Genomic DNA, 18,263 nt, shown 5'->3' with positions numbered 1-18,263 from the left:
GCCTATGGCATCAATCTAGCAAAGTGATATCACTTTTTCCAGAAGGGGCGCGGACGGGTTCCTCGTCGGTGATCTCCGGGATGACCTTCGGCACGTTCCGGAGCGTGACGAGGGCGCTCACCGCCACCAGCCCGGCGAACGTGGCGCTGCAGATCATCGACGCGTGCATCCCGTCCGTGAACGCGGCCTTGGCGGCATCGGTGACCTGGGCGGCCAGCTGCGCCGGGAGGGAACCGGCGGCCGTGACGGCACCCGCCAGCGAGTCCCCGGCGGCGTGCTCGGCGTCGGCGGGCAACCCCGACGGAAGATCGACGGAGCTCCGGTAGACGGCGTTGAGCACGCTGCCGAGGATCGCCATGCCGAGCGCCCCGCCCAGCTCGTTCGCGGTCTCGGAGATCGCCGACGCGGCGCCGGACCGTTCCCTCGGCACCGAGGCCAGCACGGTGTCGGCGGTGACGGTCATCGCCATGCCCATGCCGAGACCCGACAGGACCATCAGCGGCACCATCGCCAGGTAGGCGGTGTCCAGCCCGACCAGCACGAAGCCGGCGAACGCGGCGGCCGAGATCAGGAGCCCGGCGGCGGCGACGCGGGCCCGGCCGAGGGCGCCGATCAGCGGCGGGGCGAGCGCGGCGCCGCCGATCATCGCGCCGAGCGCCCCCGGCAGCCCGGCCAGGCCCGCCTTCAGCGGCGACCAGCCCAGCGCCAGCTGGAAGAAGAGCGAGAAGATGAGCGACTGCGCGACCAGGGCGAACATCGCGAACATGTTGGTGCTGACGGCGCCGGTGAACGCGCCGCGCCGGAACAGCCGGACGTCGATCAGCGGCTCGGCCAGCCGGGTCTGCCGCAGCACGAACAGCACCAGCGCGACGGCGCCGGCGAGGGCGGCCACACCGACCTCGGCCTGCGCGAACCCGTCCACCGCGGCCTCCTTGACCGCGTACACCAGGCCGAGGATGCCGGCGATCGACAGCGGCACGCTGAGCAGGTCGAGCCGGCCGGCGACCAGCTCGCGGGACTCGGTCAGCACGAACGACCCGGCGACCAGGACCAGCGCCATGATCGGCACGTTGATCATGAAGACCGAGCCCCACCAGAAGTGGTCCAGCAGCGCGCCGCTGACCACCGGCCCGAGCCCGACGGCCAGCCCGCCGATCCCGAAGAAGATCCCGACCACCATCGTGCGTTCCTTGGGATCGGTGAACGCCCGCCGGATCAGCGAGAGCGCCGACGGCATGAGGGTGGCGCCGGCGACGCCGAGCAGCGCCCGCGCCGCGATGAGCAGCTCGGCGTTCGGCGCGTAGGCGGTCACCGCGGAGGCCGCCGCGAACAGCACCGTCCCGATGAGCAGCAGCTTCTTGTGCCCGATCCGGTCGCCGGCGCCGCCCATCGTGATCAGCAGCCCGGCCAGCACGAAGCCGTAGGAGTCGGCGATCCAGAGGATCTGGGTCGCCGACGGGTTCAGGTCGGCGGTGAGATGCGGGACGGCCTGGTTGAGCGCGGTCAGGTCGATGTTGGGGACGAGGGCGAGCAGGACGCAGATCGCGAACGTGCCCCACTTGCGTGCGTTGGAGAGCGGAGCGGAGTCCGTCCGAGGGGTTGCGGAGTTCATGCGGTCAGCGTGGGAGACGGCGCTGACCACCCGCGCACCGTCCACTGACCGTCGCGTGCCCGTCCGGTCAGCCGCGCCCCCAGCCGCGCCCGGCCGTGAGGCGCGCTCGCTCGGTCAGGCGCGGGCGAGCGCGAGCGCCTCCTGCTGAGTCATCGCCAGCCCCCTACCCCTGGCCGCTTCGAACGCGTCGTCGTCCAGGTGCTTCCGGATCTCAGCCGTGACCCGGATGATGTCGTGGGCGGTCTCGGCGGACTCCCGGATGATCCTGGTCCCCCCGATGAGCGTCGCCGCCCGGACCGCGTCGCCCTCCCGGAGGGCGACCGCCGCCATGCCCGCCACCGCCTCGGCCACGGTCTGGGCGTAGACGTGCTCGTACTCGCTGTCGATCGTGGCGACGAAGTGCGCCCGCGCGGCGGCGAGATCGCCCTCCGTGACGGCGAGCCACCCCAGCCCGAGCCGGGCCCGCGCCCCGATCTCGGCCGTCCAGCCCCAGTCGGCACCCGAGCCGGCCAGCACCTCCTCGTACAGCTCGCGCGCGGTGGCGTGGTCACCGTCGAGGCGCGCGACGTCTCCGAGCCCCTGCCGCGCGGTCCGCACCTTCTGCGGTGAGCCGGACCGGCCGGCGAACTCGGCCGCCCGCTCGTACTCGGCCCGCGCCGCCGCCAGGTCGCCGCCGCGGATGAACACCTCCGCGCGCCGGCGCAGCAGGTCGACCATGTCCTCCAGCACGCCGAGCTGCTCGACCAGGGCGAACGCCTCGTCCAGCAGCTCCAGGGAGCGCTCCAGCTCGCCGCCCAGCTCCGCGATCATGGCGAGCCCGTCCAGCGTGTTCGCGATGCCCCAGCGGTCGCCCAGCGCCCGGAACCGCGTCAGCGCCTCGTCGAACGCGGGCCGCGCGGCCTCGAACTCCCCGCCGAAGATCCACTGGTAGCCGGAGCTGAAGCCGTCGAGCGCGTGCAGCCAGGGATCGGCGTTCATCATCAGATGCCGCCGGCGCTCGTCGATCTCCGCGCGGTCGGGGATCGGGTTGGACATCGCCCACAGGACCAGCACGCTCACCCGCTTGGGCATCGCGGGTATCCCGACGCGGTCCATCACCGACTCCGCGGCGCGCATGTAGGCCGCCACGCCGTCGCCGAGCGCGCCGCTCGCGCCCGCGTGGACCACGCAGAGCACGTACTCCTCGGTGAGCCCTTCCGGCGGCTCGGTGCCGTAGTGCCCGAGCAGCTCGGCGGCGGGCGGCCCGAGCTCGCTGCGCACGCCGCGCAGCCACCAGTACCAGGACAGGGCGCCGATCAGGTTCATCGCCGTAGCGGGTTCGGCCCGGACGGCCCAGCGCAGCGCCGCCCGCAGGTTGCCGCCCTCGGCGGCCAGCCGCGCCATCCAGTCGAGCTGGTCGGCGGCCCGCAGCTCGGGCTCGGCCCGTTCCGCCAGGTCGAGGAAGTACGCGGCGTGCGCGCGCCGCAGTTCCTCCTCCTCGCCCGCCTCGGCCAGCCGCTCGGCGCAGAACGCCCGCACGGTCTCCAGCATCCGGTAGCGTCCGCCGTCGCTCTGCACGAGCGACTTGTCGGTGAGCCCGGCCAGCAGATCGTCCACCTCGTACAGGGACGGTCCGCAGACGCGCGCGGCCGCCTCCAGCGTGAAACCTCCCGAGAAGGCCGTCAGCCGCCGCGCCAGCTCGCGTTCGTCGTTCGCGAGGAGGCCCCAGCTCCACTCCACCACCGCGCGCAGCGTCTGGTGCCGGGGCGCGGCCGTGCGGTTGCCCCGCGACAGCAACCGGAACCGGTCGTCCAGCCTCGCCGCGATCTCCTCGACCGGCAGCGACCGGAGCCGGGCCGCCGCGAGCTCGATCGCCAGCGGCAACCCGTCCAGCGCCGTGCAGATCTGCAGCACCGCGTCCAGGTTCGCCGCGGTGATCTCGAAGTCGGGCCGCACCGCCGCCGCCCGGTCGCCGAACAGCCGCAGCGCCGGCGACCCGAGGGCGTCCGCCAGCCCGGCGCCCGCCGGCGGGAGGTCCAGCGGCCGCAACGGCAGGATCGCCTCGCCGGTGACGGCCAGCGCCTCGCGGCTGGTCACGAGCACCCGCAACCCGTGGGACGCGGTGAGCAGCCGATGGGTCAGCCTCGCCGCGTCCTCGATCACCTGCTCGCAGTTGTCGAGGATGAGCAGCAGGTTCCGGTCGCTCACCGCCGCGACCAGCCGTTCGGCCGGCTCGGGCTGCTGCTCCAGTGGTGTGGCCTGGAGCCCGTGCTCGCGCACTCCCAGCGCGCCGAGCAGTGCCTGCGGCAGATCCGAACCGTTCACCACCGCCGAGAGGTCGACGAAGCGGACCTCGCCGCGTTCGCGCCCGCCCGCCTCGATCGCCAGCCGCGTCTTGCCCGTCCCGCCCGGCCCGAGCAGCGTGACCAGGCGTCCCTCACCGAGGAGCTTGCCCACCCGCGCGAGCTCCTCCTCGCGTCCGACGAACGTGGTCAACTGCGCGGGCAGAGTGGCCACCGCGGCCGGAGGAGGCTGCGCGACGTCCCCCCGCAGGATCGCCAGATGCACCTCGGCCAGCTCCGCCGACGGGTCCGCGCCCAGCTCCTCGGCCAGCCGCTCCCGCACGTCCTCGTACACCGAGAGCGCCTCGGCCTGCCGCCCGCTCCCGTACAACGCCCGCATGAGCAGCCCGTGCGTCAGCTCTCGCAGCGGATGCTCGGCCACGAGCTCCTGCAGCAGGGGCAGGACGGCGTAATCGCCCAGACCCAGCTCGGCCTCGGCCCGGTCTTCGATGGCCGCGATCCGCAGCTCCTCCAGCCGCGCCGCCTGTCCCGCCACGAACGGAGCCGTCAGATCCGCCAGCGCGGGCCCGCGCCACAGCCCGAGCGCCTCCCGCAGCAGCTCCGCGGCCGCCGCGTGATTTCCACCCGCGAGCGCGCCCCGCCCTTCCTTCACCAGCCGTCCGAACCGGTGAACGTCGACGTCCTCCGGATCGATCGCGAGCCGGTAACCCGTGGTCCGCCCCTCGACGAGCTCCGCCGCCCCCAGGCCCCGCCGCAACCGCGAGACCTGGGACTGGAGGGCGTTCGCGGCCCCGCTGGGCGGCTCCTCGCCGTACAGCCCGTCGATCAGCCGCTCGCTGGGCACCAGCCGCCCGGCGTCCAGTGCCAGCAAGGCCAGCAGCGCCCGCACGCGGGGCCCGCCCACCGGCACGGGCCGCCCGTCCCGCCGGGCCTCGACCGGCCCCAGGATGCCGAATTGCATGGTCCCGATTCTCTACTAGCGTGGGGGTATCCGAGCCATGGAGCCTGCCATGTCCGAGATCAAGACCGTCCAGGACTTCCTCGCCGCTCTCGAGGATCTCGACATCGACCGCGCCCTCACCTACGCGGCGCCCGAGATCGTCTACCAGAACGTCCCGCTCCCGCCCGCCCGCGGCTACCAGGCCGTCGAGCGGACCCTGCGCACCATGGGCCGGTACGGCACCGGTTTCGAGGCGCGCATCCACAACATCGCCGCCAACGGCCCGGTCGTCCTGACCGAGCGCACCGACGTCCTCGAGGCGGGCGCCTGGAGGGCCGAGTTCTGGGTCTGCGGCACCTTCAAGGTCGAGGACGAGAAGATCGTCCTCTGGCGCGACTACTTCGACTGGGCCACCTTCCTCACCGCCAGCGCGAGAGGCGGCCTCACGGCTCTCGCGGCGGCGGTCAGCACGCGGATGAAGTCCTCTCGCTGACCGGTGCGGCCGAAGGGCCGCCCTCGTGTGGAGGACGGCCCTTCTCTGGCGGCGTCGTCAGGCGGCTGTCACGGTCATCGTGGCCTGCCGGGAGACGCCGTTCACCGTCACGGTGATCGTGAGCTTTCCGGGGCGCAGCGCCTTCAGCCGGCCGGTGGCCGGGTCGAAGGCCGCGACGTGCCGCGGGCGGGCCGTCTTCGGCGTGCCGATGTGCAGGTTCGGCGAGCCGTTCCAGCCGGCGCTCATCGGATAGGTGAGCGGAATGTCACGGCCGTTCTGCCGCAGGACGACCGGGACTTCGGTGCTCTCGCCCGCCTTCACTGAGACGGGCGTCTTGAGCGTGAGGTCGTCCACGTGCGGGCGCACCTCGGCGTGCAGCCACTGCGGCGCCGGGAGGAACGGCGCGCGACGCGTGCGTTCGATCTCTCCGCGCGTCAGCGGGTCGACGCCGAACATCGTCCAGCCCGTGAACCCGCCGCTGGTCACCGGCGCGTCCGGGTTCTTGCCGGAGTTGCCGTTGATGAACGAGTGCACGCCGTCCACCCGGGAGGCGTTGAACACCCCGACGTGGGCGTTCACCATCGCCGCCCCCTTGCCCGTCGAGCGCCGGAAGTCCGCGAGCCACTGCTCCAGCAGCGCTGCCTCCTTGCGGTCGGCGAGCTGGCTGTTCTTGCTCGGCAGCGGGTCGCGGGCCGGATGGTGGCCGAACGCCATGACGGCGCTGATCGACGGGTCGCGGCGCGCGCCGTCGAGGGCGTTCTTCAGCATCCGCAGCTGCTCGAACGAGCTGGTGCGGTAGGTGCCGGTGGAGGAGTCGAGCAGGACGAAGCGGGTGCCCTTGTGGTCGAACGTGCGCGACGGCTCCCCGAACACCTTGCGGAAGGGCCCGATGTCACCGGAGCCGTAGACCTCGTGGTTGCCCGGCACGTAGTGGTACGGGAGCCTCCCGCCGAGCTCCTCGTCCAGGATCTTCTTGGCCAGCGCGAAGTCGGCGTCGTATCCGGTGTCGACGAAGTCGCCGTTGATGACGAGGAAGTCGGGCTTGGCGGCGAGGGCCTCCCGCAGCGTGCGGCGGGCGCGTTCGACGTAGGCGCTGTCCGGGTCGGCGGCCACGAACTGCGCGTCGGACACCACCGCGAACCGCCACGTGCTCCCGTCCGCTGAGGTGCCGTCCCGGATCACCAGCGGGTCGGCGGCCGCGGGGGCCGCCGGTGGTGTCTGCACGGACGGCGGCACCTTGGCCACGAAGTCGTCGATCAGCACCTCGCCCGTGTACTTCCGGTCGGCGCCGGTCTCGATCGTGTAGAAGCGGTTGACCTTGATCGGGTACGCGACGGACGGCGGCACGGCCATCTCGACGTAGCGCCACCCCTCCCAGGTGATGTACGGCCCATAGAGGGAGTAGCTCTGGCCGTTGGCGTCGGTCACCGTGAACGCCGTCCACTCGCCCTTCTGGTGGCCGTAGACCCAGGCGCCGAGCGCCTGCGGCTGCCCGGGCACCTCGATCGGCTGCGGCGGGTAGGCGTAGGCGGTGCGGGTCGCGGTCGACTGCGTGAAGTCGTACGACAGCTTCAGCCCGGCACCGGTGTGGCCTTCGGCGACCGGCTCGATCTTGCCCGTGCCCCGCGCCGACCCGAACTTCCACTTCGCGCCGTCGTCGAGGTCGGCGATCGTCTTCTGTTCCAGCCCCACGCTGATCGGCAGCGCGGTCTTGGCGCCCTTGACCTCGATGGTCACCAGCGTCGATCCGGAGGCCTTGCGCGGTGTCGCCGTGAACGTGCCGCCGTCGCCCGGCTTGATGTCCAGGAGCGAGGTGTCGTAGGTGAGCCTGGTGTCGGACGGCTCGATCGGGGCGGTGAAGCCCTCCTTGTCGAAGCCGACGACGCCGAACGCGCCGCCGCCGTCCTGGCCGGGGATCGTCACCCGGTCGACGGTCGCGCCGACGCGCGCCAGCGGGTTGAGGACGGTGAGGCCGACCTGCCCGCGTGCCCGGCCCTGGACGGCCGAGACGGTGATGTCGCCGGCGACCCGCCCCTTGAACGTGCCGTCGCGGCCGACCATCCCCTCGTTCCCGTGCGCGACCCAGCGCGGCCTGGCCCGCACCGGGCCCTGCGCCTCGTCGTGGCCGCGCGCGACCAGCTTGCGCGTCAGGCCGGGGAACACCCGGTCGGGACGCCCTCCGCGCGTCGGGCCGACCCCCGGGGCCGCGAGCGGGTCGGCGACCGGCTCGACCCGGAATCCGGTGAGCCTGCCGCTGCCCTTGGCGTAGAGCCCGATGCCGTTGGGCGTCGGCCGCTCGGCGCCGTCGGACGGCTGGTTCTCGACCTGGCCGCGCGCCTGGCCCGGCTCGCGCGCCAGCATCGTGGACGAGCCGCCGCCGTCGAGGTTGATCGCGTTGTGCGCGCCGGCCTCCCTCATCAGCGCGGCCAGTTCGGCGAGCGTGACGCCGCGGCTGTCGACCTGGCGGCCGTCCACGGTCAGGAGGATCATCTTCCGGCCGTCCGCGGTGAAGCCCGCGGCGGTGCGCGGATGGGCGGCCGGGTCGGGCAGCGGCAGGACCCGCCCGTCCTTGATCAACATCTGGTTGCCGCCGACGGCGAACCCGGCGGACTTCCCGGACGAGCGCGGCCGGTACGCCAGCCCGACCGGGTCGCCGGGCTTGAGCGTGCGGAGGGTGTCGCCGCCCGCCTCCCGGCCGACCAGGACGAAGCTGTTCGCGGCGATCTCCCCTGAACCCGGCGTGTCCCCGACCGAGACGACCTTGCCGTCGGTCACGAGCACCTCGGCCACGCGCTGCGCGCCGTCCGCGATCGACCGGCCGCGGCCGCCCGTTCCCCAGAGCGAGGTGAACGCGCCGATGCCGTCCTTCTTGACGAGGTGGGCGTTGAGCTGGTCGAGCGCGACCTTGCGTTCGCCGGGCAGCGTGAGCTCGCCGTCCAGCAGGATCTGGGCGATCTGGCCGAGGCCGTCGGTGGCCACGCCGACCGTGTCCGTGGGCCAGCCGGGCTTGGCCGACTTCAGGAGCTTGCCGGCGTCCACGGCCGCGCCGTTGGCGGCGCCGGTGCCGTTGATGTCGAAGAAGTCCCCGTTGACGCCGGCGATGGCGCCGGTGCGGCCGGCCTGCTCGGACAGCGGCTCGACGGCCGAGACCTTCCCGGGCGACAGGTACCCGGCCCGGATCTTGGCGCCGAGATCGACCGTCAGCAGGTCGCCGCGCAGCCAGCCCTTGTCGTCGAGCCGGTCGAACGAGGTCAGCGACGTGCCGGGCGCGACCGGCCGCGTCCGGCGGTCGGTCTCGAGCGCGGTCCCGGCCACCGCCTTCGTGGCGGGCAGCAGCAACCGGTCGACGTCGCGGACGCTGGGCGCCGCGGGATCCGGCGGCGCTGCGAGGGCGGGCGGCGCGACGCCGAAGATCAATGTCCCGGCCAGGCCGAGAGCGGCGGCGGGACGGGCGATGGATCTCAGCAGGGGCACGGGCGCCTCCTTGATTACCTAGAGCAGGGCTCCCCAGGGGTGAGGTGTGGCCGGCCCAGGAAACTCCAGTCACACAGCGCACGGAGGTGTCCCAGATGACCACCCGGCTAATTGATCACAACGGATCGCCGCGCGCCATGGGCTGATGGCGCCATGGCGACGGCGCTACGGTGACGGCTATGGACGTGATCGTGCCCGTGGCCGCCGTCGTGGCGCTCGCCGCCGTGCTGGCGCTGGTGCTGCGCCTGGCCGCGCGCAGGCGGCGCGACCTCGGCAGCCCGGTCGACCGCGCCACGTTTCAGACGCTGCACACCGCCTCGATGGCGGCCCCGCCCCTGCGCGGCGGGCTCACCGGGCAGGGCGCCCAGAAGGCGGCCCGCCACCTGCTCGAACTGCTCGGCTCGGCGGCGGTGGCGATCACCGACGGGGAGCGCCTGCTGGCCTGGGACGGCACGGGCGGCGGCCACCACGCGCGGGCCGCGGTCGAGCACGCCGCGGGGCCCATGAGCAACGGCCGCACCGCCGTCCTCGGCGCCGACGCGGTGGGCTGCGACGAGCTCGACTGCCTGGTCAGGCATGCCGTGGTCGTGCCGCTCACCACCGACGAACGGGTCGTGGGCACGCTGGCCGCGTACGGCGCCGACGTGTCGGCCGGGCTGATCCGCGCCGTCGAGGAGGTCGGCCGGTGGGTCGACGCGCAGCTGGAACTGGCCGATCTGGACCGTTCCAGAACGCGGCTCATGGAGGCGGAGGTCCGGGCGCTGCGGGCCCAGATCTCGCCCCACTTCATCTACAACTCGCTGACCACGATCGCCTCGTTCGTCCGCACCGATCCCGAGCAGGCCCGGGAGCTGCTGCTGGAGTTCGCCGACTTCACGCGCTACTCGTTCCGGCGGCACGGCGACTTCACGACGCTCGCCGAGGAGCTGCGGTCGATCGACCGGTACCTGCTGTTGCAGCGGGCGCGCTTCGGCGAGCAGCTGAAGGTGACCTTGCGGATCGCGCCCGAGGTGCTGCCCGTCGCGGTCCCGTTCCTGTGCCTCCAGCCGCTGGTGGAGAACGCCGTGCGGCACGGCCTCCAGGACGGCTCCGGGCACGGCCGCGTCACGATCATCGCCGACGACGCCGGCTCGGACTGCGTGATCAGCGTGGAGGACGACGGGATCGGCATGGACCCCGAGCGCCTGCGCCGCATCCTGGAAGACGGGCCTGGCGGGCCCGGCGGATCCGGGGGAGAGGACGGCGAGGCGCCGGACTCGGTCGGCATCGGGCTGGCGAACGTCGATCTGCGGCTCCGCCAGGTGTACGGGGACGCCTGCGGCCTGACCGTCGAGACCGCCCCGGGCGCGGGGACCAAGGTGACCTTGCGCGTGCCCAAGTACCAGCCGGGCGTCACCGCGTCCTAGCCGGTGCCGCCCGGCCGCGCAGTTGACTTCTTGACTTCTTTTGCCTGGTTAAGCACCCTTTAATGGGCAAATGTGACTCGGGGCACGGGGAGGCTGCGGTGGGCTCGGGGCTGCGGGTGCTGGCGGTGGACGACGAGGCGCCCGTTCTGGACGACCTCGCGTACATGCTCCGCGCCGATCCACGCGTCGGCGACCTGCTGACGGCCCGGGACGGGGCCGCCGCGCTGCGCCAGGTGGACCGGGCGCTGGCCGCGGGCCGCCCGATCGACGCGGTCTTCCTGGACATCCGCATGCCCGGCCTGGACGGGGTCGTGCTCGGGCGCCTGCTCGCCCAGTTCGCCCGGCCGCCCCGCATCGTCTACGTCACCGCGTACGAGAACCACGCCGTCGACGCGTTCGAGATCAAGGCCGTCGACTATCTGCTCAAGCCCGTCCGGCCCGAACGCCTGGCCGAGGCCATCCGCCGCGTCGCCGAGCCGTCCCCGGCCGCGGCGGGCCAGGACGCCGTGGCGGGCACGGGGTCTGCCGCGGCCGGTCACGAACCCGAGCCGAACCCCGAACCCGTCCCGGTGGAGCTCGCCGGCGTCACCACCTTCGTGTCCGCCGCCGAGGTCTGGTACGTCGAGGCGCAGGGCGACTACGCCCGCCTGCACACCGCCTCGGGCAGCCATCTGGTGCGCATCCCGCTGGCGGCGCTCGAAGAACGCTGGCGCGGGGCGGGGTTCGTCCGCGTGCACCGCAGCCATCTGGTCGCGTTGCAGCACATCGACCAGCTGCGCATCGAATCCGGCCGCTGCTCCGTGCAGGTCGGCGGCATCGAGCTCCCGGTGAGCCGCCGCCACACGCGCGAGCTGCGCGACCGGCTCGTCCGCAACGCGCGGCGCACGCCATGAGCGCCGCCGATCCCGCGCCGGTCCCCGAGCGCCGGCGGGTCCTGGTGACCGGCCCGCGGACGAGGACGGCCCGGCGGCCGCGGCCCCCCGTCACCCAGGAGATCGACGAGCAGACCGGCCTGGGCGAGGCGTACATGCGCTCGCTGATGCGCGCCCAGCTGCGGCTGGCGCTGCTGGTCTGCGCCACGATCGGCGCGGGCGTCGGCGGACTGCCGCTGCTGTTCGTCCTCGCGCCGCGTCTCCGCGAGCCGTCGCTGCTCGGGATCCCGCTCGCCTGGCTGCTGCTGGCCGGCGTGATCTACCCGGCGTTCGTCGCGTGCGGCTGGTGGTACGTCCGGCACGCCGAACGCAACGAGCGCGACTTCGCCGACCTGGTGGACCGGCCGTCTTGAACGCGCCGCGCGGGCGGGCGGGGCCGTGAACGCGTCGTACGGGCTGGCCGGGGTGTCCGTCGTCGTGCTGGCCACGCTGCTCATCGGCGTCTTCGGGCTGCGGTTCTCGCGAACGACCTCGGACTTCTACGTCGCGTCGCGGTCGGTGTCGCCGCTGGGCAACGCGTCGGCGATCGGCGGCGAATACCTGTCGGCCGCCTCGTTCCTCGGCATCGCCGGGCTGATCATGGCCTACGGCGCCGACATGCTGTGGCTGCCGGTCGGCTGGACCGGCGGCTACCTGGTGCTGCTCGTCCTGGTCGCCGCTCCGCTCCGCCGTTCCGGCGCCTACACCCTGCCGGACTTCGCCGAGGCGCGCCTGGAGTCGATGGCGGTCCGGCGCGTGACCAGCGTGCTGGTGGTGCTGATCGGCTGGCTGTACTTGATGCCGCAGTTCCAGAGCGCCGGGCTGGTGCTGCGCACGGTCGTCGGCGCCCCGGTCTGGGCGGGCGGGGTGCTGGTCGCCGTCGTCGTCATGGTGAACGTGCTCTCGGGCGGAATGCGCAGCATCACCCTCGTCCAGGCGTTCCAGTATTGGCTCAAGCTCACGGCGCTGGCGGTGCCGCTGATCTTCCTGGTGCTCGCGTGGCGGTACGACGGCGTGCCGGGGCTCGGCGCGGACGCCCCTCCCGCGTTCACCGAACGCACGGCGGTCGCGGTCAGCACCGACGTGACCGTCCGGGTCGAACGCCCGGTCGAGGTCGTGGTGACGGGCCGGGTGGACTGGCGCCCGTACCGGGCCGCCCCGCTCGTCCTCACCGCCGGCGACCACCGGATCGCCGAGGAGAGCGAGGTGATCTTCCCCGCGGGCGCCGCCGTCCCGCACGTCGCCGGCCTCCCCGCGCGGACCGACCGGCAGTGGGCGATGCCGCTGTCGGGCCGCGAGCACCCGCTGTACGCCACGTACTCGCTGATTTTGGCGACGTTCCTCGGCACGATGGGGCTCCCGCACGTGCTCGTGCGGTTCTACACCAACCCCGACGGGCGGGCGGCGCGCCGGACCACGGCCATCGTGCTGTCGCTGCTCGGCGCGTTCTACATGCTGCCCGCGCTGTACGGGGCGCTGGGCAGGCTCTACGCGCCGGAACTGCTCATGACGGGCCGCACGGACGCCGTCGTCCTCACCCTGCCGGGCCGCCTCGTCGGGGGAGTGGCCGGTGACCTGCTGACCGCGCTGGTCACCGGCGGCGCCGTGGCCGCCTTCCTGTCCACCTCGTCCGGCCTGACGGTCTCGGTGGCCGGAGTGATCGGCCAGGACTTGCTGCGGGGCGGCGTGCGCTCGTTCCGGGCCGCGACCGTGCTGGCGCTCATCGTCCCGCTCGTGCTGGCCCTGGCCGCCCGCGCCCTGTCGGTCGCCGACGTCGTGGGCCTGGCGTTCGCGCTCGCCGCCTCGACGTTCTGCCCGCTCCTGGTCCTCGGGATCTGGTGGCGGCGCCTCACGGTCGCGGGCGCGCTGGCCGGGCTGGTGACCGGAGGCGGGCTCGCCGGGGCAGCCGTGCTCTGGACGATCGTCGGCGGCCCGCCGAGCGGCCTGGCGGGGGCCCTCCTCGCCCAGCCCGCCGCCTGGTCGGTGCCCATCGCGTTCGCCGTGATGACCGGCGTCTCGCTGGCCACGCCGCGCAGCGTCCCGGCCGGGGTGGCCCGCACCATGGTGCGGCTCCACGTCCCCGAATCGCTCGACGTGGACCGTGGCACCTGGCGGCCCAAAGGCGGCTGAGCGGGCCTTCCGCCCGGGCTGTTCGAGCCGTCGAACGGATCTTCCGTTCGGCGCACGGAATCGACCGCTCATCGACGGGCGGCGCGCGTCGGCGCGTCCGTCCTGCGCCTCGGCGCACCCCGGTCCGCGGCCTCTCGCCAGCGGGCCCGGGGCTTCTTACGTTGACGTGATCCCGGTCACGTCTGAGGAGGGGCCCGTGACAGTCGAGAAAGACCCCAGCGCCGGCCGAACCCCGTATGAACGGGTGCAGGCGACGCCCGAGTTCCAGGAGCTGAAGCGCCGGTTCCGTGCCTTCGCGTTCCCCATGACGGCCGCGTTCCTGGCCTGGTACCTGCTGTACGTGGTGCTGTCCGGCTGGGCGCGCGACTTCATGGGCACGAAGGTCGTGGGCTCCATCAACATCGCGTTGATCTTCGGCCTGCTGCAGTTCGTGACCACGTTCCTCATCGCCTGGCTGTACTCGCGCCGCGCCGAGAGCAAGCTCGACCCGCTCGCGGCGGAGCTGCGCGCCAAGACCGAAGAGGAGATCTCGGTATGAGCCACGAGACCCTCTCCGTCATCCTCTTCCTCACCTTCGTCGCCGGGACGCTCGCCATCACCGTCTGGGCGAGCCGCCACACCAAGGACGCCACCGACTTCTACGCCGGCGGCCGCTCGTTCTCCGGCGGCCAGAACGGCCTGGCGATCGGCGGCGACTACATGTCGGCCGCGTCCTTCCTCGGCATCGCCGGGCTGATCGCGCTCTACGGCTACGACGGCTTCCTCTACTCGATCGGCTTCCTGGTCGCCTGGCTCGTCGCGCTCCTGCTCGTGGCGGAGCTGATGCGCAACTCCGGCAAGTTCACGATGGCCGACGTGCTGGCGTTCCGGATGAGCCCGCGCCCGGTGCGCACCGCCGCCGGGGTCTCCACGATCACGGTCAGCATCTTCTACCTGCTCGCCCAGATGGTCGGCGCGGGCGCCCTGGTGGCGTTGCTGTTCGGCTTCAAGAGCGAGTTCGCCAAGGGCGCCACCATCGTGCTCGTCGGCATCCTGATGATCGTCTACGTCGTCGTCGGCGGCATGAAGGGCACCACCTGGGTGCAGATCGTCAAGGCGATCCTGCTGATGGGCGGCGCGACCCTGACCGCCGTCCTCGTCCTCGGCAAGTTCGGCTTCAACCTCTCCACGCTGCTGCGCGACGCCGCGAACCAGAGCGGCAAGAGCGGCGACTTCCTGGAGCCCGGCCTGCGCTACGCCACCGAGGCCCAGGGGCTGACCGGCAAACTCGACCTGATCAGTCTCGGCCTGGCCCTCGTGCTCGGCACGGCCGGCCTGCCGCACATCCTGATCCGGTTCTACACGGTCCCGACCGCGCGCGACGCCCGCAAATCGGTGCTCTGGGGCATCGGCATCATCGGCTCGTTCTACCTGCTGACCCTCGTCCTCGGCTTCGGCGCCGCGGCCCTCGTCGGCACGAAGGAGATCGCGGCGGCCAACCCCGCGGGCAACACCGCCGCGCCCCAGCTGGCCGAGAAGATCGGCGAGATCGTCTTCGGTGACGTCGGCGGCACGATCCTCCTGGCCGTCATCGCCGCCGTCGCCTTCGCGACCATTCTCGCCGTCGTGGCGGGCCTGACCTTGGCCTCCTCGTCGTCGTTCGCCCACGACCTGTACGCCCACGTCTTCAAGAGGGGCAACGTCACCGACCGTGAAGAGGTCCGCGTCGCCCGCATCTCCGCGTTCGTGATCGGCGCGGTCGCGATCGTCCTCGGCATCTACGCCCAGAAGCTGAACGTGGCGTTCCTGGTGGCGCTGGCGTTCGCCGTGGCCGCCTCCGGCAACCTGCCCGCGATCCTCTACAGCCTCTTCTGGAAGAGGTTCAACACCGCGGGCGCCGTGGCCGCCATCTACGGCGGCCTGGGCTCCGCCGTGATTCTGGTCATCTTCTCGCCGGTGGTCTCGGGCACCCCCAAGGCGCTCTTCACCGGCTCCGACTTCTCCTACTTCCCGCTGGAGAACCCCGGCATCGTCTCCATTCCGTTCGGCTTCCTCTGCGGCTGGCTCGGCACGATGCTCAGCAAGGAGTACAACGCGCAGAAGTACGCCGAGATCGAGGTCCGTTCCCTCACCGGAGCGGGCGCGGAAAAGGCCGTCCCCCACTAGGCCGGACTCGCGTCCGAGCCGGCCCTCCCGGACCGTACGCGGACTGTGCGACACCCTGCCACACAGCCCGCGTACGACCATGAACGCCCCGTAGCCGCCCCACACGGCTGCGGGGCATTCATGTCACGGTCGTCTTTCGTTCATTGGTCGCCTGGCGAAACGGTCACCCGCTGGTCGCCGGGCTGGAGAAGGGACTGCTCCAGCGCCCTGGCCCGATAGAGGCGGTGCGAGGCCGGGCCGGTCACGTCGGAGAGCCGCCATTCGCGGAGCCCGTTTGCTTGGGAACGGCGTGAGAAGGCGACGATTCCCAATTCACGCTCTTGCCCCGTGAGTTCTTCGGCCTGCGCGCTGATGTAGACGGCCTGGGTGCTGCTCGGCGGACGTGTGGAGTCGAATATGACGATGCCGACTTCGGGACGGGCGAGCAGGTTGTGCGTGTGGAGAGTCTCGGGACGCGACACCCAGATGAAGTCGGTGTAGTCGTCGTGCGCGAACCAGACCGGGCACGCCCAGGGACGCCCCTCACTGTCCGCGGTGGCCAGCGTCATGTACTGGTTGGCGTCGATGATGGATCTCGCCGACGCGTCAAGCTCCATCTGACCGGTGACCTCGTCCATTCCAGCCTCCTTGCCCGGCGGTGTTCCGGAGACCACTATCAAGACGCGGGCTCCGAGCGCCGGGCGTGACCGGATCTGGCGATTCGCCATCGGGACGGGCCCCGTGATTTATCGTCGAGGTGTCCGTCATTGGGCCGTCGTCTCGGGGGGTGCGCGTGCCTGACCCGGCTCCATTGCAACCTGGAGATCCCGACCGGGTCGGCGTGTACCGGCTCCTGGGATGCCTGGGGTCCGGCGGCCAGGGCGTCGTCTATCTGGGCGAGTCGCCGACGGGCGAACGAGTCGCGATCAAAGTGCTGCACGTCCGGCTGTCGGGCGATCCGCGGGCGCGCGACCGGTTCGTCCGGGAGATCGACGCGAGCCGCCGGGTCAGCCCGTTCTGCACGGCGCGGGTCCTGGACGTCGACACCAGCGGTGACCGGCCCTACGTGGTCAGCGAGTACGTGGACGGCGTCTCGCTGGCGCGTCTCGTCATGGACGAGGGCCCGCGCGACCCCGGTGCCCTCCAGCGCCTCGCGATCGCGACGCTGACGGCGCTGGTGGCCATCCACCAGGCCGGGATCGTGCACCGGGACTTCAAGCCCGGCAACGTCCTGTGCGGCCCGGACGGGCCCAGGGTGATCGACTTCGGTATCGCCCGCGTGCTGGACGCCACGACGATGCAGACGACCGGGGCCCTCGGGACCCCGGCGTTCATGTCACCCGAGCAGATTTTGGCCGGTGACGTGGGCGCGCCGTCGGACATGTTCAGCTGGGCGGCGACCATGGCGTACGCGGCGCTGGGCAGGTCGCTGTTCGGGAACGACAACATCGCGGCGGTCACGTATCGGATCCTGAACGAGCCACCGGACCTGGGCGTCGCCATGGGCGAGCCCCTGCGTGGGCTGCTCACCGCGTGCCTGGCCAAGGAGCCGGGGGAGCGGCCTACGGCGCAGCAGGCATTGCTGTCTCTGCTCGGGCAGGATGGCGCTGAGCCGGTGACGCAACAACCGGCGTCAGAGCCGGTGCCGGTGCCTGCCTTGGCGGTGGCGGAGCTGTCCGCAGAGAGGGGACGGTCCAAGCATCCTCACCGTTTGACCGTGCTCCTCGCCGCGATGGGGACTTTGGTCGTGCTGGCCATCCCGGTCGGTGCCTATCTCGTGTCCAACCAGGGGGATGGCGGCAAGGGCGGCAGCAGCAGCGGCAGCGGCGGGCCGACGACCGCGGGCCCGCTCAAGGTCACGGCATCTCTCGTCCGGACCCTCAAGAACCACACGAGCAATGTCGAGACCGTACGGTTCGGGCTTGATGGCAAGGCGTTCTGCAGCAGTACCTATAACGGCACGGTCCGATTGTGGAAGAACGCCCTCCAAGGCCCGTCGGCCGTCATCGCGCAGCAATCCCGGCCGTATTTCTCGATGGCCTACAGCCCCGACGGGAAATACCTGGCCGCGAGCAGCGATCCGACGGTCGAACTGCTGGACGTGAAGCGACGACGCGTCGCCGGCACATTCTCCGGGCATACCGGCCGGGTCTTCGCCGTCGCGTACGGCCCCGACGGGAAGACCGTCGCCAGCGGGGGAGAGGACAAGACCCTGCGGCTCTGGAACGCCGACACCAAGGAGAGCATCGCCACGTTCAAAGGCCACAAGGGCCCGATCGAATCCGTGGCCTACAGCCCGGACGGCAAGACCCTCGCCACCGCCAGCCACGACAAGACGGTCCGGCTATGGGACATCGAGAGCAAGGCCAGCAAGTTCACGCTCAAGGAGCACACCGACAAGGTATTCGCGGTCGGTTTCAGCCCGGACGGCAAGACCTTGGTGACGGGCGGGGGAGGCACCGACCACACGGTCCGCCTCTGGGATCCGTCGAACGGGAAGGCCTTGGCCAAGCTGGACGGTCACTCCGCCAACGTCGAGTCCGTTCCGTTCAGCCCGGACGGCAGGCTGCTGGCCACCGGCGGTCACGACGGCAAGGTCATCCTCTGGGACGTCGCCGCCCGCCGGAAGCTCGCGACGCTCACCGACCACACCGGCCGCATCTACAGCGTCGCGTTCAACCCGGACGGAACCCTTCTGGCGAGCGGCGGCAACGACAGGACCGTCCGCATCTACCGCCTGACGAGAACGCCGTAGGGCCGTCGTAGGGCCGCCGGAGTGCGGCCGGAGTGCGGCTGTCGGGCGGCTGACCTTGGCGTCAGCACGTCCTTACCCGGCTTACCGGGTTGCCCGAAAGGCCTGAAGTGGCCGCGAGTGGCCACTATCGTTCCTG

General features: G+C 72.0%; 12 protein-coding genes. 8 read left to right on the top strand and 4 right to left on the bottom strand.

The window, feature by feature from the left end:
• Positions 1-10: 10 nt before the first annotated feature.
• The gene (locus ACGFNU_RS17975; RefSeq protein ID WP_392594827.1) at positions 11-1,612 is read right to left on the bottom strand and encodes an MFS transporter; all 1,602 of its coding nucleotides are present in this window, start codon (positions 1,610-1,612) and stop codon (positions 11-13) included.
• 114 nt (positions 1,613-1,726) lie between these two features.
• Positions 1,727-4,855, bottom strand: coding sequence for a BTAD domain-containing putative transcriptional regulator (locus ACGFNU_RS17970; RefSeq protein ID WP_392594825.1), 3,129 nt, complete (start codon positions 4,853-4,855; stop codon positions 1,727-1,729).
• 49 nt (positions 4,856-4,904) lie between these two features.
• Between ACGFNU_RS17970 and ACGFNU_RS17965 the strand changes: the two genes are divergently transcribed.
• Entirely contained in the window at positions 4,905-5,327 is a 423-nt protein-coding gene (locus ACGFNU_RS17965; RefSeq protein ID WP_392594823.1) for a limonene-1,2-epoxide hydrolase family protein, read from the top strand.
• A 57-nt stretch (positions 5,328-5,384) separates the two neighbouring features.
• Here the strand turns inward: ACGFNU_RS17965 and ACGFNU_RS17960 are convergent, their stop codons facing one another.
• Complete coding sequence (locus tag ACGFNU_RS17960) at positions 5,385-8,801, bottom strand: phosphodiester glycosidase family protein (RefSeq protein WP_392594821.1); 3,417 nt, start codon at positions 8,799-8,801, stop codon at positions 5,385-5,387.
• 179 nt (positions 8,802-8,980) lie between these two features.
• Here ACGFNU_RS17960 and ACGFNU_RS17955 point away from each other — a divergent pair, with 179 nt between their 5' ends.
• The 6 genes from ACGFNU_RS17955 (at position 8,981) to ACGFNU_RS17930 (ending at position 15,393) form a co-directional block, all read left to right on the top strand.
• Positions 8,981-10,207 (top strand): sensor histidine kinase, encoded by a 1,227-nt coding sequence (locus tag ACGFNU_RS17955; RefSeq protein ID WP_392594819.1) that lies wholly within the window; start codon positions 8,981-8,983, stop codon positions 10,205-10,207.
• 164 nt (positions 10,208-10,371) lie between these two features.
• On the top strand, positions 10,372-11,100 hold the full coding sequence (locus tag ACGFNU_RS17950; RefSeq protein WP_392594927.1) for a LytR/AlgR family response regulator transcription factor: 729 nt from the start codon (positions 10,372-10,374) through the stop codon (positions 11,098-11,100).
• Entirely contained in the window at positions 11,097-11,492 is a 396-nt protein-coding gene (locus tag ACGFNU_RS17945) for a hypothetical protein (protein ID WP_392594818.1), read from the top strand. The genes ACGFNU_RS17950 and ACGFNU_RS17945 overlap by 4 nt, the downstream gene beginning before the upstream one ends.
• A gap of 25 nt (positions 11,493-11,517) precedes the next feature.
• Entirely contained in the window at positions 11,518-13,248 is a 1,731-nt protein-coding gene (locus ACGFNU_RS17940) for a cation acetate symporter (protein ID WP_392594817.1), read from the top strand.
• Positions 13,249-13,444: 196 nt separating this feature from the next.
• Positions 13,445-13,786, top strand: coding sequence for a DUF485 domain-containing protein (locus tag ACGFNU_RS17935; protein WP_392594815.1), 342 nt, complete (start codon positions 13,445-13,447; stop codon positions 13,784-13,786).
• The gene (locus ACGFNU_RS17930; RefSeq protein WP_392594813.1) at positions 13,783-15,393 is read left to right on the top strand and encodes a cation acetate symporter; all 1,611 of its coding nucleotides are present in this window, start codon (positions 13,783-13,785) and stop codon (positions 15,391-15,393) included. Before ACGFNU_RS17935 ends, ACGFNU_RS17930 begins: the two co-directional genes overlap by 4 nt.
• A gap of 140 nt (positions 15,394-15,533) precedes the next feature.
• On the opposite strand, the gene ACGFNU_RS17925 is transcribed toward ACGFNU_RS17930, so the two are convergent.
• Complete coding sequence (locus ACGFNU_RS17925; RefSeq protein ID WP_392594811.1) at positions 15,534-16,010, bottom strand: pyridoxamine 5'-phosphate oxidase family protein; 477 nt, start codon at positions 16,008-16,010, stop codon at positions 15,534-15,536.
• A gap of 155 nt (positions 16,011-16,165) precedes the next feature.
• Between ACGFNU_RS17925 and ACGFNU_RS17920 the strand changes: the two genes are divergently transcribed.
• Entirely contained in the window at positions 16,166-18,127 is a 1,962-nt protein-coding gene (locus ACGFNU_RS17920) for a protein kinase (RefSeq protein ID WP_392594809.1), read from the top strand.
• The last annotated feature ends 136 nt before the right edge of the window (positions 18,128-18,263 follow it).

The organism is Spirillospora sp. NPDC048911, from assembly GCF_043198015.1.
Classification (GTDB): domain Bacteria; phylum Actinomycetota; class Actinomycetes; order Streptosporangiales; family Streptosporangiaceae; genus Spirillospora.
This window is presented reverse-complemented; position numbering and strand designations above follow the sequence as displayed.